Raw genomic sequence first — 17586 nt, forward strand, 5'->3', positions numbered from 1 at the left:
CTAGAGGCCTATTTTTTGCTTAACCCAGCAATGCCCGTACATGGTCGTTCAGAAAGCGTCCTTGCGGGTCCAGCTTGCGCCGCAGGGCGCGGAAATCGGCGGCGCGCGGGTACAGCGCGGTCACGTCGTCGGTGTCCAGAAAATGCATCTTGCCCCAGTGCGGACGCGAGCCAAACCGGCGCAAGATGGCATCTACATCGCGTAAATAATCCCAATAGTCCACGCCCGGCTGGCCGGACACCGACAGCGTGATGCTGTCCTGCTGGTGGAACGGGCTGATCCACGCCGGGTCGCCCGCGGTGAAGCGGTATTCGATGGGGAAGATGCAGTTGGTGTGCTTGGTGAGCATCAACTCGCGCACGGCGCGCACTGCCTCTTTGCCGTGCTGTACCGGCACGGCGTACTCCAACTCGTGGAAGTTGGGCACGTACTCGATGGGGTAGATCTCGGACGAGTAGGCGATTTTTTCAAACGGCTTGTCCAGCGCGGGGCGGTCGGAGATGTCGATCATCTTCATCTCGCACACGTCGGCGGTTTTCGATGTCGTGGTCAGGGGCGCATCGGCCGTATCGGCCAGGCAGTACAACTGGCGGCTGTGCGGCGTGGGGCACCAGAAAAAGCCGAAATGCCGGTGCGTGGCGGCCAGCTCGTCGTGGCGGGCCATGCAGGTTTCGAAGTCGTCGCGCCACACGTGTTCATGCAGGTGGTAGGCATCGGTGACCTGCAGCGTCAGTTCGGAAATCACCCCCAGCGTGCCCACCGACACCTGGGCGGCGTGCAGCAGATCCTGGTCCGACCCGTTCACCACCAGCACGCTGCCATCGGGCTGCACCAGCCGCAGCCCGGCAATCGACGTGGCCAGACAGCCCAGCGTGCTCCCGGTGCCGTGGGTGCCGGTGGTGAACGCGCCCGCCACCGCCTGCGAGTCGATATCGCCCTGGTTCACCAGCGAAAAGCCGTGTGCTTTGAGCGCTATCGCCAAGTCGTGGATGCGCGTGCCCGCGGCCACCGTGACCTGCTTTTTTGCACCGTCAAAGCGGCGCACGCCCTGCATCTGCGCCAGCGACAGCAGCAGCCCGCCGGTGCCCACCACCGGGGTAAAGCTATGGCCCGAGCCCGCCACGCGCAGGTTCAAATCGCGCCGGTCGGCCTCGGCCACCATCTCGCACAACTGCGCCTCGGACGTGGGCGCACCCTTGTAGCGCGCGATGCACGACTGGTTGCCGACCCAATTGCGCCAAAGACCGCCTTTTTCGAATTGCATGGGGATTCCGGTTGAGAACTGAACTTGCCAGAGATCATGCCCCATACGCCACCCGGCGTATTCCCGATCCTTCCGTGCATCCCTAAAGTCCACCCATCGCCGCACAAAGCCTGCACCGGCACACCGCGGCGAGCCGGGTTCATTTACTTTACGGAGAAGCACACATGCAACGTCGATTTACTCTCAAGGCAATTACCGCCGCCGTGGCTCTGAGCAGCCTGTCCATCGTCCCTGCCTTTGCGGCCGACACCATCAAGGTCGGTGTGCTGCACAGCCTGTCGGGCACCATGGCCATCTCGGAAACCGTGTTGAAAGACACCGTGCTGATGGCAATTGACGAAATCAATGCCAAGGGTGGTTTGCTGGGCAAGAAGCTCGAACCTGTAGTGGTGGACCCCGCGTCCAACTGGCCGCTGTTCGCTGAAAAGACCAAGCAGCTGCTGGGCCAGGACAAGGTTTCCGTGATCTTCGGCTGCTGGACCTCGGTGTCGCGCAAGTCGGTGCTGCCGGTTGTGGAAGAGATGAACGGCCTGCTGTTCTACCCCGTGCAGTACGAGGGTGAAGAGCTGTCCAAGAACGTGTTCTACACGGGTGCTGCGCCTAACCAACAAGCCATCCCCGCGGTGGATTATTTGATGAGCAAGGCCGGTGGTGGTGCCAAGCGCTGGGTCCTGCTGGGCACCGACTATGTGTACCCCCGCACCACCAACAAGATTTTGCGCGCCTACCTGATCAGCAAGGGCGTGAAAGAGACCGACATCGACGAGAAGTACACCCCGTTTGGCCATAGCGATTACCAAACCATCGTAGCTGACATCAAGAAGTTCTCTGCCGGTGGCAAGACCGCCGTGGTGTCCACCATCAACGGTGACTCCAACGTGCCGTTCTACAAAGAACTGGGCAACGCCGGCCTGAAGGCCAAGGACGTGCCCGTGGTGGCTTTCTCGGTGGGCGAAGAAGAGCTGCGCGGTGTGGACACCAAGCCGCTGGTGGGCCACCTGGCCGCCTGGAACTACTTCATGACGATCAAGAGCCCCGCCAACACCGAGTTCATCAAGAAGTGGTCTGCCTACGCCAAGGCCAAGAACCTGCCCGGTGCCGACAAGCCTTTGACCAACGACCCGATGGAAGCCACCTACATCGGCATCAACATGTGGGCCCAGGCTGTGAAGAAGGCCAACAGCACCGACACCGACAAGGTGATCGCGGCCATGGCCGGCCAGAAGTTCAACGCACCCTCGGGCATCGTGTCCGAAATGGATGCCAAAAACCACCACCTGCACAAGTCGGTGTTCATCGGCGAAATCAAGGCCGACGGCCAGTTCAACGTGGTGTGGAAGACACCCGGCCCGGTCAAGGCCGTGCCATGGAGCCCGTTCATCGAAGGCAACGCTGGCAAGCCCGACGAACCCGTCAAAAAATAACACCCCCAGGCTGCAGAGCTTCGCTTCTTTCGCCAACCCCCTTGCAGGGGGCGATACCAGCAGCCCGGCATAGCCGGTTCTGCGGTATCCCTGGAAAAAGAGGGTGCGTTCTTGGCTTGAGGGTGCGGTGCTTCGTTTGACGTTCAACGGGCACCTCCTGTTTTTTCTCCGGGCGCCTCTTGCTTTGGGTGAGAGGCGCCTTTTTTTCGGCGGGCGGGGCCTGTTGGAACACTATTTGCATTCAGATCTGGTATCGCTTCCATGCCCAACCAACAGGCCGCTCCATGTTGATTCGACAACTACTCTTTGCTGCTACGCTTTTAGTAGCTGGTCACGCTTATGCACTGAGCGCTGACGAGGTAAAAGGCTTGGCTATTGGCGAAACCGAAACGCGTATCGAGGCCTTGAACAAGGCCGTTGTCAGCGCCGACGACAAGACCGTCGCCTTCATCCAAGCCCTCTCCGATGACCAGGTCAAGACCCTGGGCGACAAGGTTTTTGTGCTGCAGGGTGATAAGGCGGTAGACCCGATCACGGGTGCCATTGTTGCGCTGCCTGCGGACGCCGAAGACATCATCAACAACAACCAAATGCGCGGCGAGCTGGACAATGCGCTGGCCGCCGTCAAGCTATTCTCCAAAGACGACAAGCTGCGCGCCGCCGCGGTCAAGACCCTGCTGGCCGAGCCCGACGAGAACAAGCTGGCGTTGGTGGAAAAGGCCTTTGCCGCCGAGACGGTGCCCGCCATCAAAGACCAGCTCGGCCTGCTGCGCGGTGCCCTGCTGCTCAACAGCACTGACAAGGCCCGCCGCCTGGAGGCCGCCAAAACCCTGGCCGACAGCGGCAACCCCAGCACCAAGACCGTGCTGCTGGCGCGCCTGACCACGGAGGCAGATGCCGACGTAAAGGTAGCCCTGAACGCTGCCCTGGCCAAGGTCGAGGCCTCGCTGGCCTGGGGCGACAAGCTGGGCGCGATTTTTAGCGGCATCAGCCTGGGCTCCATCCTGCTACTGGTGGCCCTGGGCCTGGCCATCACCTACGGGCTGATGGGCGTGATCAACATGGCCCACGGCGAGCTGATGATGATCGGCGCCTACGCCACCTACCTGGTGCAAACCGTTTTTCTCAAGTATTTGCCGGGCGCGTTTGACTGGTATCTGCTGGCCGCCGTGCCGGTGTCGTTCCTGGCATCGGCCCTGGTGGGCGCGGCGCTGGAACGCAGTGTGCTGCGCTTTCTGTATGGCCGCCCGCTGGAGACGCTGCTGGCCACCTGGGGTATCAGCCTGATGCTGCAGCAGGGCGTGCGCAGCCTGTTTGGTGCGCAAAACGTGGGCGTGGAAAACCCGGTGTGGATGAGCGGCGGCCTGCAGGTCATGGCGAATCTGTCGCTGCCCTACAACCGCATCGTCATTATTGCGTTTGCCGTGGCCGTGCTGCTGGGCGTGGGCTGGTTGATCGGTAAAACCCGCCTGGGCCTGTTTGTGCGCGGCGTCACGCAAAACCGCCCCATCGCCTCGTGCATGGGGGTCAACACCGCGCGCATCGACACCTACGCTTTTGCACTGGGCTCGGGCATTGCCGGGCTGGCCGGATGTGCCCTGAGCCAGGTCGGCAATGTCGGCCCCGACCTGGGCCAGGGTTACATCGTGGACGCGTTCATGGTGGTGGTGCTGGGTGGCGTGGGCCAACTGGCGGGCACCGTCTACGCCGCCATGGGCCTGGGCATTTTGAACAAGTTTCTGGAGGGCTTGACCGGCGCGGTGCTGGCCAAGATTGCCGTGCTGGTGCTGATCATCATTTTCATCCAGAAGCGCCCCCAAGGAATTTTCGCCATGAAGGGCCGGAGTGCAGAAGCATGAGCAAAGTTAATTTACCAACCAAAGACCCGCTGTTGACCCGCAGCGGCTGGAGCAGTTTTATCGTGGCGCTGATCGTGGTTTGCGCCGTGGCACCGCTGCTGAACCTGTTGGTGCCCGCCGACAGCGTTTGGCACATGAGCGACTACGCCATCGGCCTGGTCGGCAAGATCATGTGCTACGCCATCGCCGCCCTGGCCATGGACCTGATCTGGGGCTACACCGGCATCTTGAGCCTGGGCCACGGCATGTTCTTCGCGCTGGGCGGCTATGCCATGGGCATGTACCTGATGCGCCAGATCGGCCACGACGGCAACTACAAAAGCGACCTGCCGGACTTCATGGTCTTCCTGTCGTGGAAAGAGCTGCCCTGGCACTGGGCGCTGAGTGGCAGCTTTGGTGCCACGCTGTTTCTGGTGGTGTTTGCCCCCGGCCTGGTGGCGCTGATTTTTGGCTTCTTTGCTTTTCGCTCGCGCATCAAGGGCGTGTACTTTTCCATCATCACCCAGGCCATGACTTTTGCGGCCATGCTGCTGTTCTTTCGCAATGAGACCGGCTTTGGCGGCAACAACGGCTTTACCGACTTCAAACGCATCCTGGGCGTGCCCATGGCCACTACCTCGATGCGCATGGCCTTGTTTGTGCTGACGGGGTTGACGCTGCTGGGCTTCTTCTTGTTTGCCAAATGGCTGGTGGGCAGCAAATATGGCCGCGTGCTGCAGGCCATCCGCGACGCAGAAACCCGGGTCATGTTCTCAGGCTATTCGCCGTTGGGCTACAAGCTCAGCATCTGGGTGATCTCTGCCGTGATGTGCGGTGTGGCCGGGGCGCTGTACGTGACCCAGGTGGGCATCATCAACCCCAGTGAAATGAGCCCGGCGAACTCCATCGAGATCGCCGTGTGGGCGGCGGTGGGCGGACGTGCCACGCTGATCGGGCCGATTCTGGGGGCCTTCATTGTCAACGGGGCCAAGAGCTGGCTTACCGTGGCCTATCCTGAGTTCTGGCTGTACTTTTTGGGCGCCTTGTTTATTGCCGTCACGTTGTTCCTCCCCGATGGCGTGGTCGGTTTGGTGAAGAAGTTGAAGGGAGCGAAGGCATGACCCCCGATCTGATGGAAGAGGGCGCGCGTCGCTTGGAAGCCAAGGACCCGGCCTATGTGTCCGGCAACACCGAATCCGGTGGCCGCGAAGCCGGTTTCTCTCGGGTGCATACGCCCGGCGAGGTGGATGTGTCCCATGGCCGCATTCTGTACCTGGAAGACGTGCATGTGAGCTTTGACGGCTTCAAGGCCATCAACGGCCTGTCGCTGGACATTGCGCCCGGCGAGCTGCGCTGCATCATCGGTCCTAACGGTGCGGGCAAGACCACCATGATGGACATCATCACCGGCAAGACCCGGCCGAATGCGGGCACGGTGTTTTTCGGCAGCACCATCGACTTGCTGCGCCACAACGAGCCGCAAATCGCCCAGTTGGGCATTGGCCGCAAGTTCCAAAAGCCCACGGTGTTCGAGCAGCTCAGCGTGTTCGAGAACCTGGAGCTGGCGCTGAAAATGGACAAAAGCGTCAAGTCGTCCATGCTGTTCAAGCTGGATTCAGCGCAGAGCGACAAGCTGGCCGAGATGCTGGTCACCATCCATTTGGCCGACAGCGTGACGCGCCAGGCCGGCAACCTCAGCCACGGGCAAAAGCAGTGGCTGGAGATCGGCATGCTGTTGATGCAAGACCCCAAGCTGCTGCTGCTGGACGAGCCCGTGGCCGGCATGACCGACGAGGAAACCGCCCGCACCGCCGAGCTGTTTTTGACGCTGAAAGGCAAGCATTCGCTGATGGTGGTGGAGCACGATATGAGTTTCATCCGCACCATCAGCGAGATCGTCACCGTGCTGTGCGACGGCTCTGTGCTCGCGCAGGGCACGCTGGACCAGGTGCAGGCGGATGAGCGGGTGATCGAGGTATACCTTGGCCGGTGAAGCTGTCCCTCTAGCCAATAGGGGTCAGATCCCAATTGCGCACAGTCTGCTGGCGGGTAGAGAACGATGCCTCCCGCATTTGGGCTCTGACCCCTATTGGCGGATAGACGTTAACGGCCTGCACCCCTAACCCAACCAGACCCATCCACCATGCTGAACGTCAAAAACATCAACCAATACTACGGCGGCTCGCACATCCTGCGCGATGTCAGCCTGCAATGCAGCCTGGGCAAGGTCACCGTGCTGCTGGGCCGCAACGGCGTGGGCAAGACCACACTGCTCAAGTCGCTGATGGGCCTGGTGGCCATCAAAACCGGCAGCATTGAACTCGACGGCAAACCCATCCAGGGCTTCACGCCCTACGAGCGCGCCCGCGCTGGCGTGGGCTTTGTGCCGCAGGGCCGCGAAATCTTCGCCCGCCTCACGGTGGAAGAAAACATGCGCATGGGCCTGGCCTACAAGAGCGCCAGCACGCCGATTCCGGCCGAACTGTTCACGCTGTTCCCGGTGCTCAAGCAGATGATTAACCGGCGTGGCGGCGACTTGTCGGGCGGGCAGCAGCAGCAGCTGGCCATTGCCCGCGCGCTGGCGGCAGGGCCGAAGCTGCTGATCCTGGACGAGCCCACCGAAGGCATCCAGCCCAGCATCATCAAAGATATCGGCCGCGTCATCCGCATGCTGGCCGACCGGGGCGATATGGCGATTTTGCTGGTGGAGCAGTACTATGATTTTGCGCAAGAGTTGGCCGACGACTACCTAGTGATGGAGCGCGGCGAGTTCATCGCCCGCGGCCTGGGCAAGGACATGGAAGCCAACGGCGTGCGCAATCTGGTGGCAATTTAGGCACCCCCCAGGCTACAGAGCTGCGCTTCTTTCGCAAGCCCGGTGTGGCATGCAGGGAGCAACACCCGCAGCCTGGCATAGCCTGTTTTGTGGTGTTTCTGGAAGGTGTGCGTTCTGCATGGTCGCTGGTGGCGGAGTCGTTTCGATGTAACAAAATCCTTCAAACTGGGGCAGAAGGCGATAAAGTGGAGGCCATTGCACACCTGATTCCTCACCGGACAAAGTTCTAAGCCCATGACCTCCTTTTTCCAACGTGTGCTCTCCAAGCTGTTTGGGGGTACCCCGGCTCCCGCCCCCCAGCCCAGCGTCCGCAGCACCCGTCCCTTGCCAGTCACCAGCCCGCCGCCCGCTGCGGTGGCTCCAGCACCAATAGCGCCTCTATCCCGCCCAAAACCTGTCGCTCTGGCGGCGCGGCGGCCCTTGATGGGGGCCAATGGGCAGGTGGCGGGTTTTGAGTTCCGTATTGACGATGCGGCGCTGCGGGTGCTGGCCATGGGGGCCGACCCGGTCGCGCAGGCGGCCCACGTGGCAGCGGTGCTGGTTGCGGCGCGGCTGGTGGCCATGGACGGGCGCATCGGCTTTGCGCGCCTGCCTGCCGCCTGGCTGGCGCTGGCAGGGGTGCCCAAAAATGACGCGGGCACAGTGATTGGGGTGGAGTTTGATGCGTCGGCTGCACCCTTGTCGTCCGAGGTGATGTTCGGCGTGGCGGCCAAGGTGGCCGAGTTTCGCGCGGTGGGGGCCAAGCTGGCTTGGGGGGCCGGGCAGTCCATGGGCTCCAACCCCGACTTTCTGCTGGTCCGGCCTGGCACGCCCGAGGCGGTGACTGGGCTCATCGCGGCCGTGAAGGCCCCGCCTGCGGGCCTGGCGAATATTCCTTTTATCGCCACTGACATGGCCAATGTGGAAGACCTGGAGCGCGCCCTGCAAGGCGGCGTGCGCCTGGCCAGCGGCAGCCTGACAGCGTCGGACATGGCTACCACCCTGGCCAAGGCCGGGCCGCTGGCACCGGAAGTGGGCCGCGTGGCGCTGTTGATCAGCAAGCTGGCTGCGGGGGCCGACACGGCGGTCATCGTGGGCGACATCAAGGGCGATATCGGCGTGTCGGTGCGGCTGCTGCAGCGCATGAACAGCGCCAGCTACGCCCACCTGGGCGGCATCTCCAGCATCGACCAGGCGGTAATGCTGCTGGGCCGCAACGACCTGCACCGCTGGCTGTCGCTGATGCTGATGCAGTTTGCGGGCAGCCGCAAGCTGTCTTCGGCCTTGCAAGAGGTGGCGCTGTGGCGCGCGCGGCTGGTCGAGCTGCTGGCCACGGAGCGTGGCGAATCCGAGCCGGGCCGCTTCTTCACCCTGGGTTTGGCCTCGATGCTGGGCCTGATTCTGAAAATGGCCCCGGCTGAAGTGGTGACCACCCTGAGCCTGCCACCCGAAGGCGCGCAGGCCCTGCTGTCGCAATCCGGCCCCTGGTTTGTCTATCTGCGCACCGCGGTGGAGGTAGAAAACCAGACCGCCAGCGAAGCCAGCGCCGCCGCTGACGGTTTCACCAGCGCCGCCCGCGTGCTGGAGCTGTCCAGCGAAGCCTGGGCCTGGGCGGCAGAAAACACGCTGCGCACAGCCGCTTCAGCAACTCAATAAGATTGCTATATATTTAATAGCTATTTGTGTATGTATAACATGCGCTAAAGCCTGTTTTTATGTATCTTTACCGGGGCTGCAGGCGGAGCCGCAGTCTGGACCGTAGCAGCGGCCACAGCAGGTTCAGCGCCAGGCCCAGCATCACCAAGCCGGCGGCGACCAGCTTCCAGGTGGGCAGAGGCTCGTTTAGCCACCAGGCCGCCGTACCCATGCCGAAGACCGGCACCATCAAGGCCGTGGGACTGATGGTGCTGGCCGGGTAGCGCGCCAGCAACCAGGCCCAGACACCGTAGCCAAACAGGCTATTGCCCCAGGCTTGCCAGACCACCGCCAGCCAGCTGGCCAGGTCGGCCTGCTGCACGCTGGTTTGCCAGGCCGCAGTGCCTTCAAACACCAACGACAGCAGCAGCAAGGGCGGTGCCGCAAACAGGCTGGACCACACCACGTAGGCCAGCATGTTCACCTTGCCCGCCTGGCGCGATGCCGTGTTGCCGCCGCCCCAGCACAGGGCCGCGAGCAACGTCATTGCCAGGCCCAGGGGTGTGGTGCTGCCGTCGGTGTGCAGCACGATGACAACAATCCCGGCCACTGCCAGCAGCAAGGCCAGCCACTGGAAGGGCTGCAGGCGTTCGCGCGTGGTGCGCATGGCCAGCGCAATGGTGAAGAACACCTGGGTCTGCACCACCAGCGATGCCAGCCCCGGCGAGATATGCCCCTGCATCGCCACAAACAGCACGCCAAACTGCCCTACGCCAATCAGCAGCCCGTAGGCCGCCAGGTTGCCCCAGGATACCGCCGGGCGCGGCAGAAAGAACACCGCAGGCAGCAGCGCCAAGGTAAACCGCAAGGCCGCAAAGAACAGCGGGGGGAAGTGCAGCAGCGCCACCTTGATCACCACAAAATTGCTCCCCCACACCGCCACCACGGCCAGGGCTAACAAAAAGTGGCGCAGCGGCAGAGTGGTCGGCATGGGGAGGTCGCAAGAGTAAAAAGAGCGCTATTGTCAGCGCAGCGCGTGCTGCTGCGCAAGCTATTACTTTTGTAGCTAAATGTGTAGGCAATATATGCGCTGAAGGCCTATTTTTTATAAATTTCTTTCACAGCCACCACACTGCCAGGTAGCCATTGCATACCAGCCTGTACGCTCCTAAAATCAAGAGCCCACACCAGGAGTCCGCCATGGATGTTTCTTCCGTTTATCGGCAGCCCGCCGCGTCCACCCAGCCCGCCAAGCGCAGCGAAGAAGCCCAGCAAGCCCAACGCGTGGCCCGGCAAGCCGATGCCGATTCCCAAAAGGCGGCCGAGGTAAAGCCCGCACCACCGCCCAAGCCGGTGGTCAACAGCCAGGGCCAAACCACCGGGCGCATCATCAACACCACCGCCTGAACGGGCGCAGCGCGCGTAGCGTTCCGCCATGGTTGGTTTAGCCGCCATCAGCAATGCCACACCGTCCCCTGCGGCCACGGTGGATAAAACGCGGGTGGTCCAGGCCCGGCGCGATGCCGAGCAAGCGCAGGCCAACGCCGACGATCTGCGCAGGCAAGCCGATAACGCCGACCGCACCGCCAAGGTCAGCCAAGACAACGCCAGCAGCCTGGCCGAGCGCAGCAACCAACTGGTCGCCAATTACGTGCAAACCCAGCGCGGAGCCAGCACCGAGCCCCGGGTGCTAGGCTCGGGTGCGGTGTCCCGGATGTATGCCAGCCCGCCGTCCGCATCGCTGCAGCTGCCGCCCGTGGTGAATGCCCAGGGGCAGGCTACGGGCGAGTTAGTCAACCTCAGCGCATAGGCCAATGGCTCACCCCCAGGCTGCAGTGCTGCGCATCTTCCGCCAACCCCCTTGCAGGGGGCACCACCAGCAGCCTGGCAGAGCCAGTTCTGCGGTGGTTCTTGTGGGCGTGGGTTCTGCATGAAATGGGTGGTTCGCTAGCTGTCTGATAAGATTTCAACGGGCTAGTCCACATCGGCAGGCCACGTCGCTCGGACGGTTCCGGGCGCTTACGTGAGATTTTTACACATGGCTGCATCTTCCGCAGGCAAGCGCCGTTTTGCGCGCATTGACCGCCTTCCTCCCTACGTTTTCAACATCACGGCCGAACTCAAGCTGGCCGCGCGCCGCCGCGGCGAGGACATCATCGACATGAGCATGGGCAACCCCGATGGGGCCACCCCGGCCCATATCGTCGCCAAGCTCACCGAGGTCGCGCAGCGGCCCGACACCCACGGCTATTCGGCCAGCAAGGGCATTCCGCGCCTGCGCCGGGCAATTTCGCAATGGTACAAAACCCGCTATGCGGTAGATATCGACCCCGACAGCGAGGCCATCGTCACCATCGGCTCCAAGGAAGGCCTGGCCCACCTGATGCTGGCCACGCTGGACCGCGGCGACACCGTGCTGGTGCCCGACCCCAGCTACCCCATCCACATCTACGGCGCGGTGATTGCCGGTGCCGATATCCGCAGCGTGCCGCTGACCGAGGGCGTGGACTTCTTCGCCGAGCTGGAAAAAGCCATCCGCGGCAGCTACCCCAAGCCGAAGATGATGGTGCTGGGCTTCCCCAGCAACCCCACGGCGCAGTGCGTGGAGCTGCCCTTCTTCGAGAAGGTGGTGGCCCTGGCCAAGAAGCACGACATCTTTGTGGTGCACGACCTGGCCTACGCCGACATCACCTTCGACGGCTGGAAGGCCCCCAGCATCATGCAGGTGCCGGGCGCCAAAGACATTGCGGTGGAATTCTTCACCCTGAGCAAAAGCTACAACATGGCGGGTTGGCGCATCGGCTTCATGGTGGGCAATCCTGACCTGGTAGCGGCCTTGGCACGCATCAAGAGCTACCACGATTACGGCACCTTCACCCCGCTGCAGGTAGCCGCCATCGCTGCGCTGGAGGGCGACCAGAGCTGCGTGGCCGAAATCGCCGCCACCTACCAAAGCCGCCGCGACGTGCTCTACAAAGGCCTGATGGAGGCTGGCTGGCAGGTCGATTGCCCCAAGGCCAGCATGTACATCTGGGCGCGTATCCCTGAGCACTACGCGGCGTTGGGCTCGCTGGAGTTTGCGACCCAGCTGCTGGCCAAGGCCAAGGTGTCGGTATCGCCTGGCATCGGTTTTGGCGACCACGGCGACGGCCATGTGCGCTTTGCCCTGATCGAAAACGAGGCCCGTATCCGGCAAGCCGTGCGCGGTATCAAGGCCATGTTCAAGGCCGATGGTGTCGCCGGGAACTGAGCGCGTTACAGGGTGTTGCATCTTGACCATAATCGGACGCAGCCCTATTCTGACTTTGCTTACACACATGGGACATTTACCGCATGAAAACTGATCTGAGGACGGAGGCGCACAGTCGCCTACAGGCGCTGCTGGCGCGAGAAACCGGTGCGCCGGTGTCGTCTGCCGTAGAGGCCGAGCTGGCGGCGATTGTCGAAGCCGCCCTGGGTGGCCCGGCCACGGCCGATGTGCCGGTGGTGAGCCGCGAGGTCACCATCCTGGTGGCCGACCTGCGCGGCTTCATCGCACTCACCGCCACCCAGCCCGCGGGCACCATCGTGACCATGCTCAACCTGTGCCTGGAGCGCATGAGTGCGGTGATCTACCGCTACCAGGGCGTGATCGACAAATTCACCGGCGACTCCATGACCGTGCTGTTTGGCGCGCCCGTGGAGCGGCCCGACGATGTGATGCGTGCCATGGCCTGTGCGGTAGAGATGCAATTGGCCATGCGCCTGCTGAACGACCAGTACCAGCGTGGCCGCATGCCCGAGCTGTTCATGGGCATTGGTCTGAACACCGGCACGGTGATCGCGGGCCGGTTTGGCTCGGAAGCGTTTTCGCAGTACACGGTGATTGGCAACCAGGTCAGCCTGGCCTCGCGCATCGAATCCTTCAGCCTGCGCGGCCAGGTGCTGATCAGTGAAACCACCTACCAGCGCTGCAATGGCACGGTGTCGGCCACCGAGCCGGTGGAGGTGTTTGTGGCGGGCAAGCTGGTGCCGGTGAAGGTGCGCGAGCTGATCGCCATCCCCAGCATGCACCTGAAGGTGCCGCGCCAGGAGTTCCGCCGCAGCCACCGGGCCGAGGTGCGCATTCCGTGCAGCCTGCAGATTCTGGAAGGCACCACCGTGCTGCCCAGCCCCATCAAGGCCCACATTCTCGACATTGGCTACCACGGTGTGCTGCTGGAGCTGGACCTGCCGATCGAGGTGGGTTTCGACGTAAAGCTGAACTTCGACATGACCCTGGTCGAATACCCGGTAACCGACATCTTCGCCCGCGTGATGAAGACCAAACACGAGGACGGCCATTTGCTGGCCGGTCTGGAGTTCACTGCCTTGGGCTCCGAGACCAACACCAAGCTGCAAATGTTCGTGCAAATGCTGGTGGGTGGTAACTAGGCTTACCCCCAGGCTTGCCCACTGCGTGTGGCAGCGCCAACCCCCTTGCAGGGGGCAACACCAGCGGCCTGGCGGAGCCAGTTCCGCGGTGTTTCACGCATAAGGCAGGCTCGTTTCTTGAGCTTGTTTTCAGCTCTGTCGAGTTGGGTTCGTCTTGTACCCATTTACTATCTTTTATGTAGCTGCCAGCGCAGGCGCTACATGCGCTAGAGGCACTTTTAACCTACATGGCCCAGATGCGGGGGCGGTTTGCCGACAAGCCCCAGAAGTGTGCCCTCCAGGCTGCCCACACCTGTTTCACCAGGTCCATCGCGGGCTCGACCAGCGGGGCCAGCACCCGCACCACCACGACCTGGCCATCCGGGCTGGTGGCTCCTGCGGTGTTATGCAGGCTATGGCTGTCGATGACTTGCCGGGCCACATCCAGCGCCACCGACTGCCGGTGCTTGTCCAGCTTGCTGCCCGCCAGAAAAAAGAGGGAGGCCATGCACCTATTGCCGGCCAGCCCCAGCGGACTGTCCATCAGCCGTGTGTCCAAGGCATTGATGCGACCGCGCTCCAGCCACACGCCGGGCAGTTCCAGGTGCTGCACAAACTGGCCCTGGGCAAACGGCTGGTTGGCTTGCGGCAGGCCGAATGCGGTGACATCCCAACCTATCAATTCCGCCCCCGGCTCCAGCGCAAAGCGCACGCGGTTTTCGGCATGGCACTGGTGGTAGCAAATCGCCTCGGTAGGCAGCCATTCCAGCCGTCCGCCTGCGGCGACTTTAATGTGGGTGTTTTGCAGCGCCAACTCGCCCGCTGAGCGATAAAACCGTGTGGCACCGGGCGTGGTGATCAGGCCGTGGGCACCGGGTTCCACCTGCACTCTGATGTCCAGCGTGTCGCCGCCGACCAGCCCGCCGGGCGGGTGCACCAGCACGTTGTGGCAGATGGCATCGCCTTCGGGGTATAGGCTTTGCAGAATGCGCAGCGGGCCCTGGTGTTGGTGGCGGGCCACGCTGCGGGCGGCTTCAAGGCGGTAGTTCAGGTCAAGTTGGGCGTGCCAGGACATCGTCAAAAAAAATCAAAGTGGATCGGAAGGCAAGAGGCCCGGGGGCAAAAATGCGTGGCGCGGCACCGGCGGCTCTGCGGGCTGCCAGCCGGGCAGGGCGCGCGCCTTGGTGCCGCCCCCGGTGCGCAGCATCAGCGCGCCTGCGGGCCGTTTGAGGTCGCCCAGCACCGAACGGCTGTGGGCCGGGGCAAAGCGGGTGCGCAGATCTTGCACGCGGGCCCGCAGGCTGGCACCGTCGTCCATGCTGTCGCCGTAGCGCTGCAGCACCAGAAAAGCGGTGTCGATGAGCCGGGCGTTCAGCGTGCTTTGGCCGGGGGTCAGCAGGTTGTCTACCGCACCCCGCGGGTTGCCGTGCAGGCTCAGCGACATCGCACTTTCGGTGATCTGGGTGATGTGGGTGTTGCAGGCGCGGATGCGTTCGGCATAGGCCGGGTGGGCGGCGGCCGAGATGGTCAGCAGCTCGCTCAAGGGCCGGGTGGTGCAAAAGCGCATGCCCAGGGTATCGACCACGGCCTCGATCTTGTCGATGAACACCCGCCGCTGCGCCAGCGCGCAGGCCAGGGTCAGCAGGTTGGCGGCGGCCTCAAAGTCAAATTCGGGGGCTGTGAGCTGTTCGGCGAGTGCTTTGACCACCTCGACCGCCGCAGGGAACTGCTGCTCTTGCAGCATCACCAGCGCGCCAATGGTGGCAGCCTGGCGCTCGGTACGCAGCGTGTCAGTGCTGCGGGCCGCGACTTTTTTGAAATCCTCTTGGCAGCGCAGCAGGGCCTTTTTGTCGCCGGACTCCAGCCGCAAAAACGCCAGCAGCACCAGGGCCTGGCAGTCCAGCATTTTGGAGTCCAGGCCTATGCGCACCGTGCGCTCCAGCAGCTGTTCGGCCTGTTTGCGGTCGCCCACGTAGGCCATCAGCAGGCCGAAGTTTTGCGCCCGGGTGATAGAGTGGGGCGAGAGCTGCGCGGCGGTTTGGTAGGCCTCCAGGGCCAGCGGGTACTTGCCGAGCTCAAACTGGGCCCGGCCCAGCATGTCGTAGGCATCGGCGTAGTCCGGGTGCTCGACCAGCAGCTTTTCCAGTGCGCTGGTGGCTTTGGCGGTCTGGCCGCTTTCTAGCAGTGTGCGGGCGATGCCCAGTTGGGCCCAGAGCATGGGTTTGGTGGCAATCACGGCGTTGAAGAGGGTTTGGGCCCGCTCAAACTGGCCGGTGCGCAGCAGCAGGTCGGCGGCCATGCGCGCCGCATACAGCCAGAACGGGCCCTTGGTCGCAAAGCGCTGCAGGCACAGGCGGGCGGCGTGGTCAAAGTCGCCGTTGTCGATGGCTTCAAAGATTTCGCGCAGCGACAGCTTGCGTGTGCGGGCTTGGTAGAGTCGTTCACCCAGGCTGTTGGCGCTGTGCGGCTTGAGCAAATAGCCGTCCAGTGCCGATTCGGCAGCATCGGCCACCTTGGCATAGGTGGCCTCGGCCGTGACCATGATGAAAACGGTAGAAAACGGCAGCAGCTGGTTGCGCCGCAGGTCGTCCACCAGGTCTTGCCCGGAGTAGCCCCGGCTTTCAAACGCGTGCTCGCACAGCACTACGTCGAAGCGCTCTTGTTCCAGCAATTTGCGCGCGGTGGTGGTGTTGATGCACTGCACCACCTTGCCCACACCAAATTCCCGCAACTGTGCCACCAGGATGGAGCGGGAGGTGGCATGGCTGTCGATGACCAGCGCCTGGCTGGTAGAGAGGTCGTCGGGGCGGGGTTCCACGGGGTTTGGGGAGCTTCAGGCCTGTGCGTTCAGCAGCGTTCCCAGCATTGCATCGTTGGTTTTGAATACGCTCAGGTTGGCAAGGAATGCGTTTTTGGCCTGCAACTGGGCGACCACATCGTCTTCCAGCCCCGGGCTGGGCTGGCTGGAGCGTTCCACCTGGGTGCGGACACCGCCGCCCGACTGGGTGCTTTGTTCCACCTGCAATGGGCGAAACCCCTCGGTTTGGCTATTGGCTATGTTGTGGGCAGAGGCCTGCAGCCGGGTTTCTGCGGCCTGCAGGCCAGAGAAGGCAATTGCGGAGGTGGCGGATGACGTGGAGGAGGTGATGTTCATGGGGTGCCGATCAGGGCCCGCAGCAGTCCAGCAGGTAGGTGCCCGCAAACCACACCAGCCCACCACAAAACAGCACGGCGATGACGCACGCGCTCAGCAGCCGGCCAAAGCGGGGCTTGATTTCTTTGTAGGCAGGGGCGGGGTTCTCGTCGGCCATGGGGGTATTTTTCAAAGATTACAAAACACTTTTAGTATGCACCTGAAAGGGATCAATTCCACTTTAGATAGAGCCAGCCGCTCAGCGCCGCACCCACCAGCCACAGCAACCAAGTTTGCGGCACCGCATAGGGGTAGAGCATGAGCGCAACGCCGGTCCAGGTAAGCACGCTGCGCCGGCTGCTACGCCCGCGGCGGTAGGCTGCGTAGCCGATAAGGCTGAATAGAAGCATGCCCACCAGATAAGCTGGACTGGGTAGCTCCAGGCCGAGAGTCGACAAGCTTTGTAAATCGTTCATGGGGCAGGGGCGGAGGGCGGGTTTTCAGAAGTATCTATTTTGAAGCAGTCTTTTGAAAACCCTTGCGACGGCGCACCCCATCGCGCCCAACGCTGGGCATGCGGAACCACATGTTTGATTTCAAAAATATGTGCTTTTTAAGCTTCCAGCCTATATTTCTCTTGTGCTAGTAGCTATTTTTTAGATAGCAAATGGGATGGGCATGGGTAAGCTTCTTGCCTCGGTTGTGCCCCACAACGGTTATCACCACCACTTCAACGCAGGCTGGGGCTCTGTTTTGCGAAACTTGAGTGAGGGAAACTTTCGGCGGTGCAAGCCCAATACTTCGCGCCATAGCGACGGTTTGCGCCGGGGCTGCATGCCCAGGGCGGCGTAGCCCTTGGCCGTCAGGCCACGTGCAATGGCGTACATCGGAGGGCGGCTGGGGTATTGGGTGAGTGCGGGCGGCCCAATATCGGCATCGACCAAACCCTTGTTTTTAAGCACGACCAGCCACCCGACCTCCATCGGATTGTTGACATAGATATCACCCTCGTAAGACGACAGCTCTTTCAGAAAATGTAAGGACATAGATGGCTCCTAAAGCAAGACTCTATTGCACGCCAAATG

At 62.5% G+C, this 17586-nt stretch carries 18 protein-coding genes; 10 read left to right on the plus strand and 8 right to left on the minus strand.

The window, feature by feature from the left end; translation table 11 throughout:
- Window positions 1-19: 19 nt before the first annotated feature.
- A complete protein-coding gene (locus AC097L_RS09820) occupies window positions 20-1264 on the minus strand; it encodes a D-arabinono-1,4-lactone oxidase (protein ID WP_479586145.1) in 1245 nt (414 codons plus the stop codon).
- A gap of 164 nt (window positions 1265-1428) precedes the next feature.
- Here AC097L_RS09820 and urtA point away from each other — a divergent pair, with 164 nt between their 5' ends.
- The 6 genes from urtA (at window position 1429) to AC097L_RS09850 (ending at window position 8997) form a co-directional block, all read left to right on the plus strand.
- On the plus strand, window positions 1429-2688 hold the full coding sequence (gene urtA, locus AC097L_RS09825; RefSeq protein WP_479586146.1) for an urea ABC transporter substrate-binding protein: 1260 nt from the start codon (window positions 1429-1431) through the stop codon (window positions 2686-2688).
- Between the two features lie 284 nt (window positions 2689-2972).
- The gene (gene urtB / locus AC097L_RS09830) at window positions 2973-4547 is read left to right on the plus strand and encodes an urea ABC transporter permease subunit UrtB (RefSeq protein ID WP_479586147.1); all 1575 of its coding nucleotides are present in this window, start codon (window positions 2973-2975) and stop codon (window positions 4545-4547) included.
- On the plus strand, window positions 4544-5647 hold the full coding sequence (gene urtC, locus AC097L_RS09835; protein WP_479586148.1) for an urea ABC transporter permease subunit UrtC: 1104 nt from the start codon (window positions 4544-4546) through the stop codon (window positions 5645-5647). Before urtB ends, urtC begins: the two co-directional genes overlap by 4 nt.
- Entirely contained in the window at window positions 5644-6519 is an 876-nt protein-coding gene (gene urtD, locus AC097L_RS09840) for an urea ABC transporter ATP-binding protein UrtD (RefSeq protein WP_479586149.1), read from the plus strand. The genes urtC and urtD overlap by 4 nt, the downstream gene beginning before the upstream one ends.
- Window positions 6520-6669: 150 nt before the next feature.
- On the plus strand, window positions 6670-7362 hold the full coding sequence (urtE, locus tag AC097L_RS09845; RefSeq protein WP_479586150.1) for an urea ABC transporter ATP-binding subunit UrtE: 693 nt from the start codon (window positions 6670-6672) through the stop codon (window positions 7360-7362).
- Window positions 7363-7596: 234 nt separating this feature from the next.
- Window positions 7597-8997, plus strand: coding sequence for an HDOD domain-containing protein (locus tag AC097L_RS09850; RefSeq protein ID WP_479586151.1), 1401 nt, complete (start codon window positions 7597-7599; stop codon window positions 8995-8997).
- Window positions 8998-9064: 67 nt separating this feature from the next.
- On the opposite strand, the gene AC097L_RS09855 is transcribed toward AC097L_RS09850, so the two are convergent.
- On the minus strand, window positions 9065-9967 hold the full coding sequence (locus AC097L_RS09855) for an EamA family transporter (RefSeq protein WP_479586152.1): 903 nt from the start codon (window positions 9965-9967) through the stop codon (window positions 9065-9067).
- A gap of 209 nt (window positions 9968-10176) precedes the next feature.
- Between AC097L_RS09855 and AC097L_RS09860 the strand changes: the two genes are divergently transcribed.
- The 4 genes from AC097L_RS09860 (at window position 10177) to AC097L_RS09875 (ending at window position 13389) form a co-directional block, all read left to right on the plus strand.
- The gene (locus AC097L_RS09860) at window positions 10177-10383 is read left to right on the plus strand and encodes a hypothetical protein (protein WP_479586153.1); all 207 of its coding nucleotides are present in this window, start codon (window positions 10177-10179) and stop codon (window positions 10381-10383) included.
- 28 nt (window positions 10384-10411) lie between these two features.
- Window positions 10412-10786, plus strand: coding sequence for a hypothetical protein (locus AC097L_RS09865; RefSeq protein ID WP_479586154.1), 375 nt, complete (start codon window positions 10412-10414; stop codon window positions 10784-10786).
- Between the two features lie 228 nt (window positions 10787-11014).
- Window positions 11015-12226, plus strand: a complete 1212-nt coding sequence (gene alaC / locus AC097L_RS09870; protein WP_479586155.1) for an alanine transaminase — start codon at window positions 11015-11017, stop codon at window positions 12224-12226.
- 83 nt (window positions 12227-12309) lie between these two features.
- A complete protein-coding gene (locus AC097L_RS09875; protein WP_479586156.1) occupies window positions 12310-13389 on the plus strand; it encodes an adenylate/guanylate cyclase domain-containing protein in 1080 nt (359 codons plus the stop codon).
- Window positions 13390-13612: 223 nt separating this feature from the next.
- On the opposite strand, the gene AC097L_RS09880 is transcribed toward AC097L_RS09875, so the two are convergent.
- From AC097L_RS09880 to AC097L_RS09905, 6 genes are all read right to left on the minus strand, one after another.
- Window positions 13613-14443 carry an urease accessory protein UreD gene (locus tag AC097L_RS09880; RefSeq protein WP_479586159.1) on the minus strand — a complete coding sequence of 277 codons (831 nt, stop codon included), beginning with the start codon at window positions 14441-14443 and terminating at the stop codon, window positions 13613-13615.
- Window positions 14444-14455: 12 nt separating this feature from the next.
- A complete protein-coding gene (locus AC097L_RS09885) occupies window positions 14456-16186 on the minus strand; it encodes a response regulator (protein WP_479586162.1) in 1731 nt (576 codons plus the stop codon).
- Between the two features lie 15 nt (window positions 16187-16201).
- Window positions 16202-16522 (minus strand): flagellar basal body protein, encoded by a 321-nt coding sequence (locus tag AC097L_RS09890; RefSeq protein ID WP_479586166.1) that lies wholly within the window; start codon window positions 16520-16522, stop codon window positions 16202-16204.
- 10 nt (window positions 16523-16532) lie between these two features.
- Window positions 16533-16679 carry a hypothetical protein gene (locus AC097L_RS09895; RefSeq protein WP_479586169.1) on the minus strand — a complete coding sequence of 49 codons (147 nt, stop codon included), beginning with the start codon at window positions 16677-16679 and terminating at the stop codon, window positions 16533-16535.
- Window positions 16680-16731: 52 nt separating this feature from the next.
- Complete coding sequence (locus tag AC097L_RS09900) at window positions 16732-16977, minus strand: hypothetical protein (RefSeq protein ID WP_479586171.1); 246 nt, start codon at window positions 16975-16977, stop codon at window positions 16732-16734.
- Between the two features lie 243 nt (window positions 16978-17220).
- Window positions 17221-17547, minus strand: coding sequence for a hypothetical protein (locus tag AC097L_RS09905; RefSeq protein ID WP_479586173.1), 327 nt, complete (start codon window positions 17545-17547; stop codon window positions 17221-17223).
- Window positions 17548-17586: the final 39 nt, after the last annotated feature.

This window comes from Rhodoferax sp. RT5P35, from assembly GCF_056521385.1.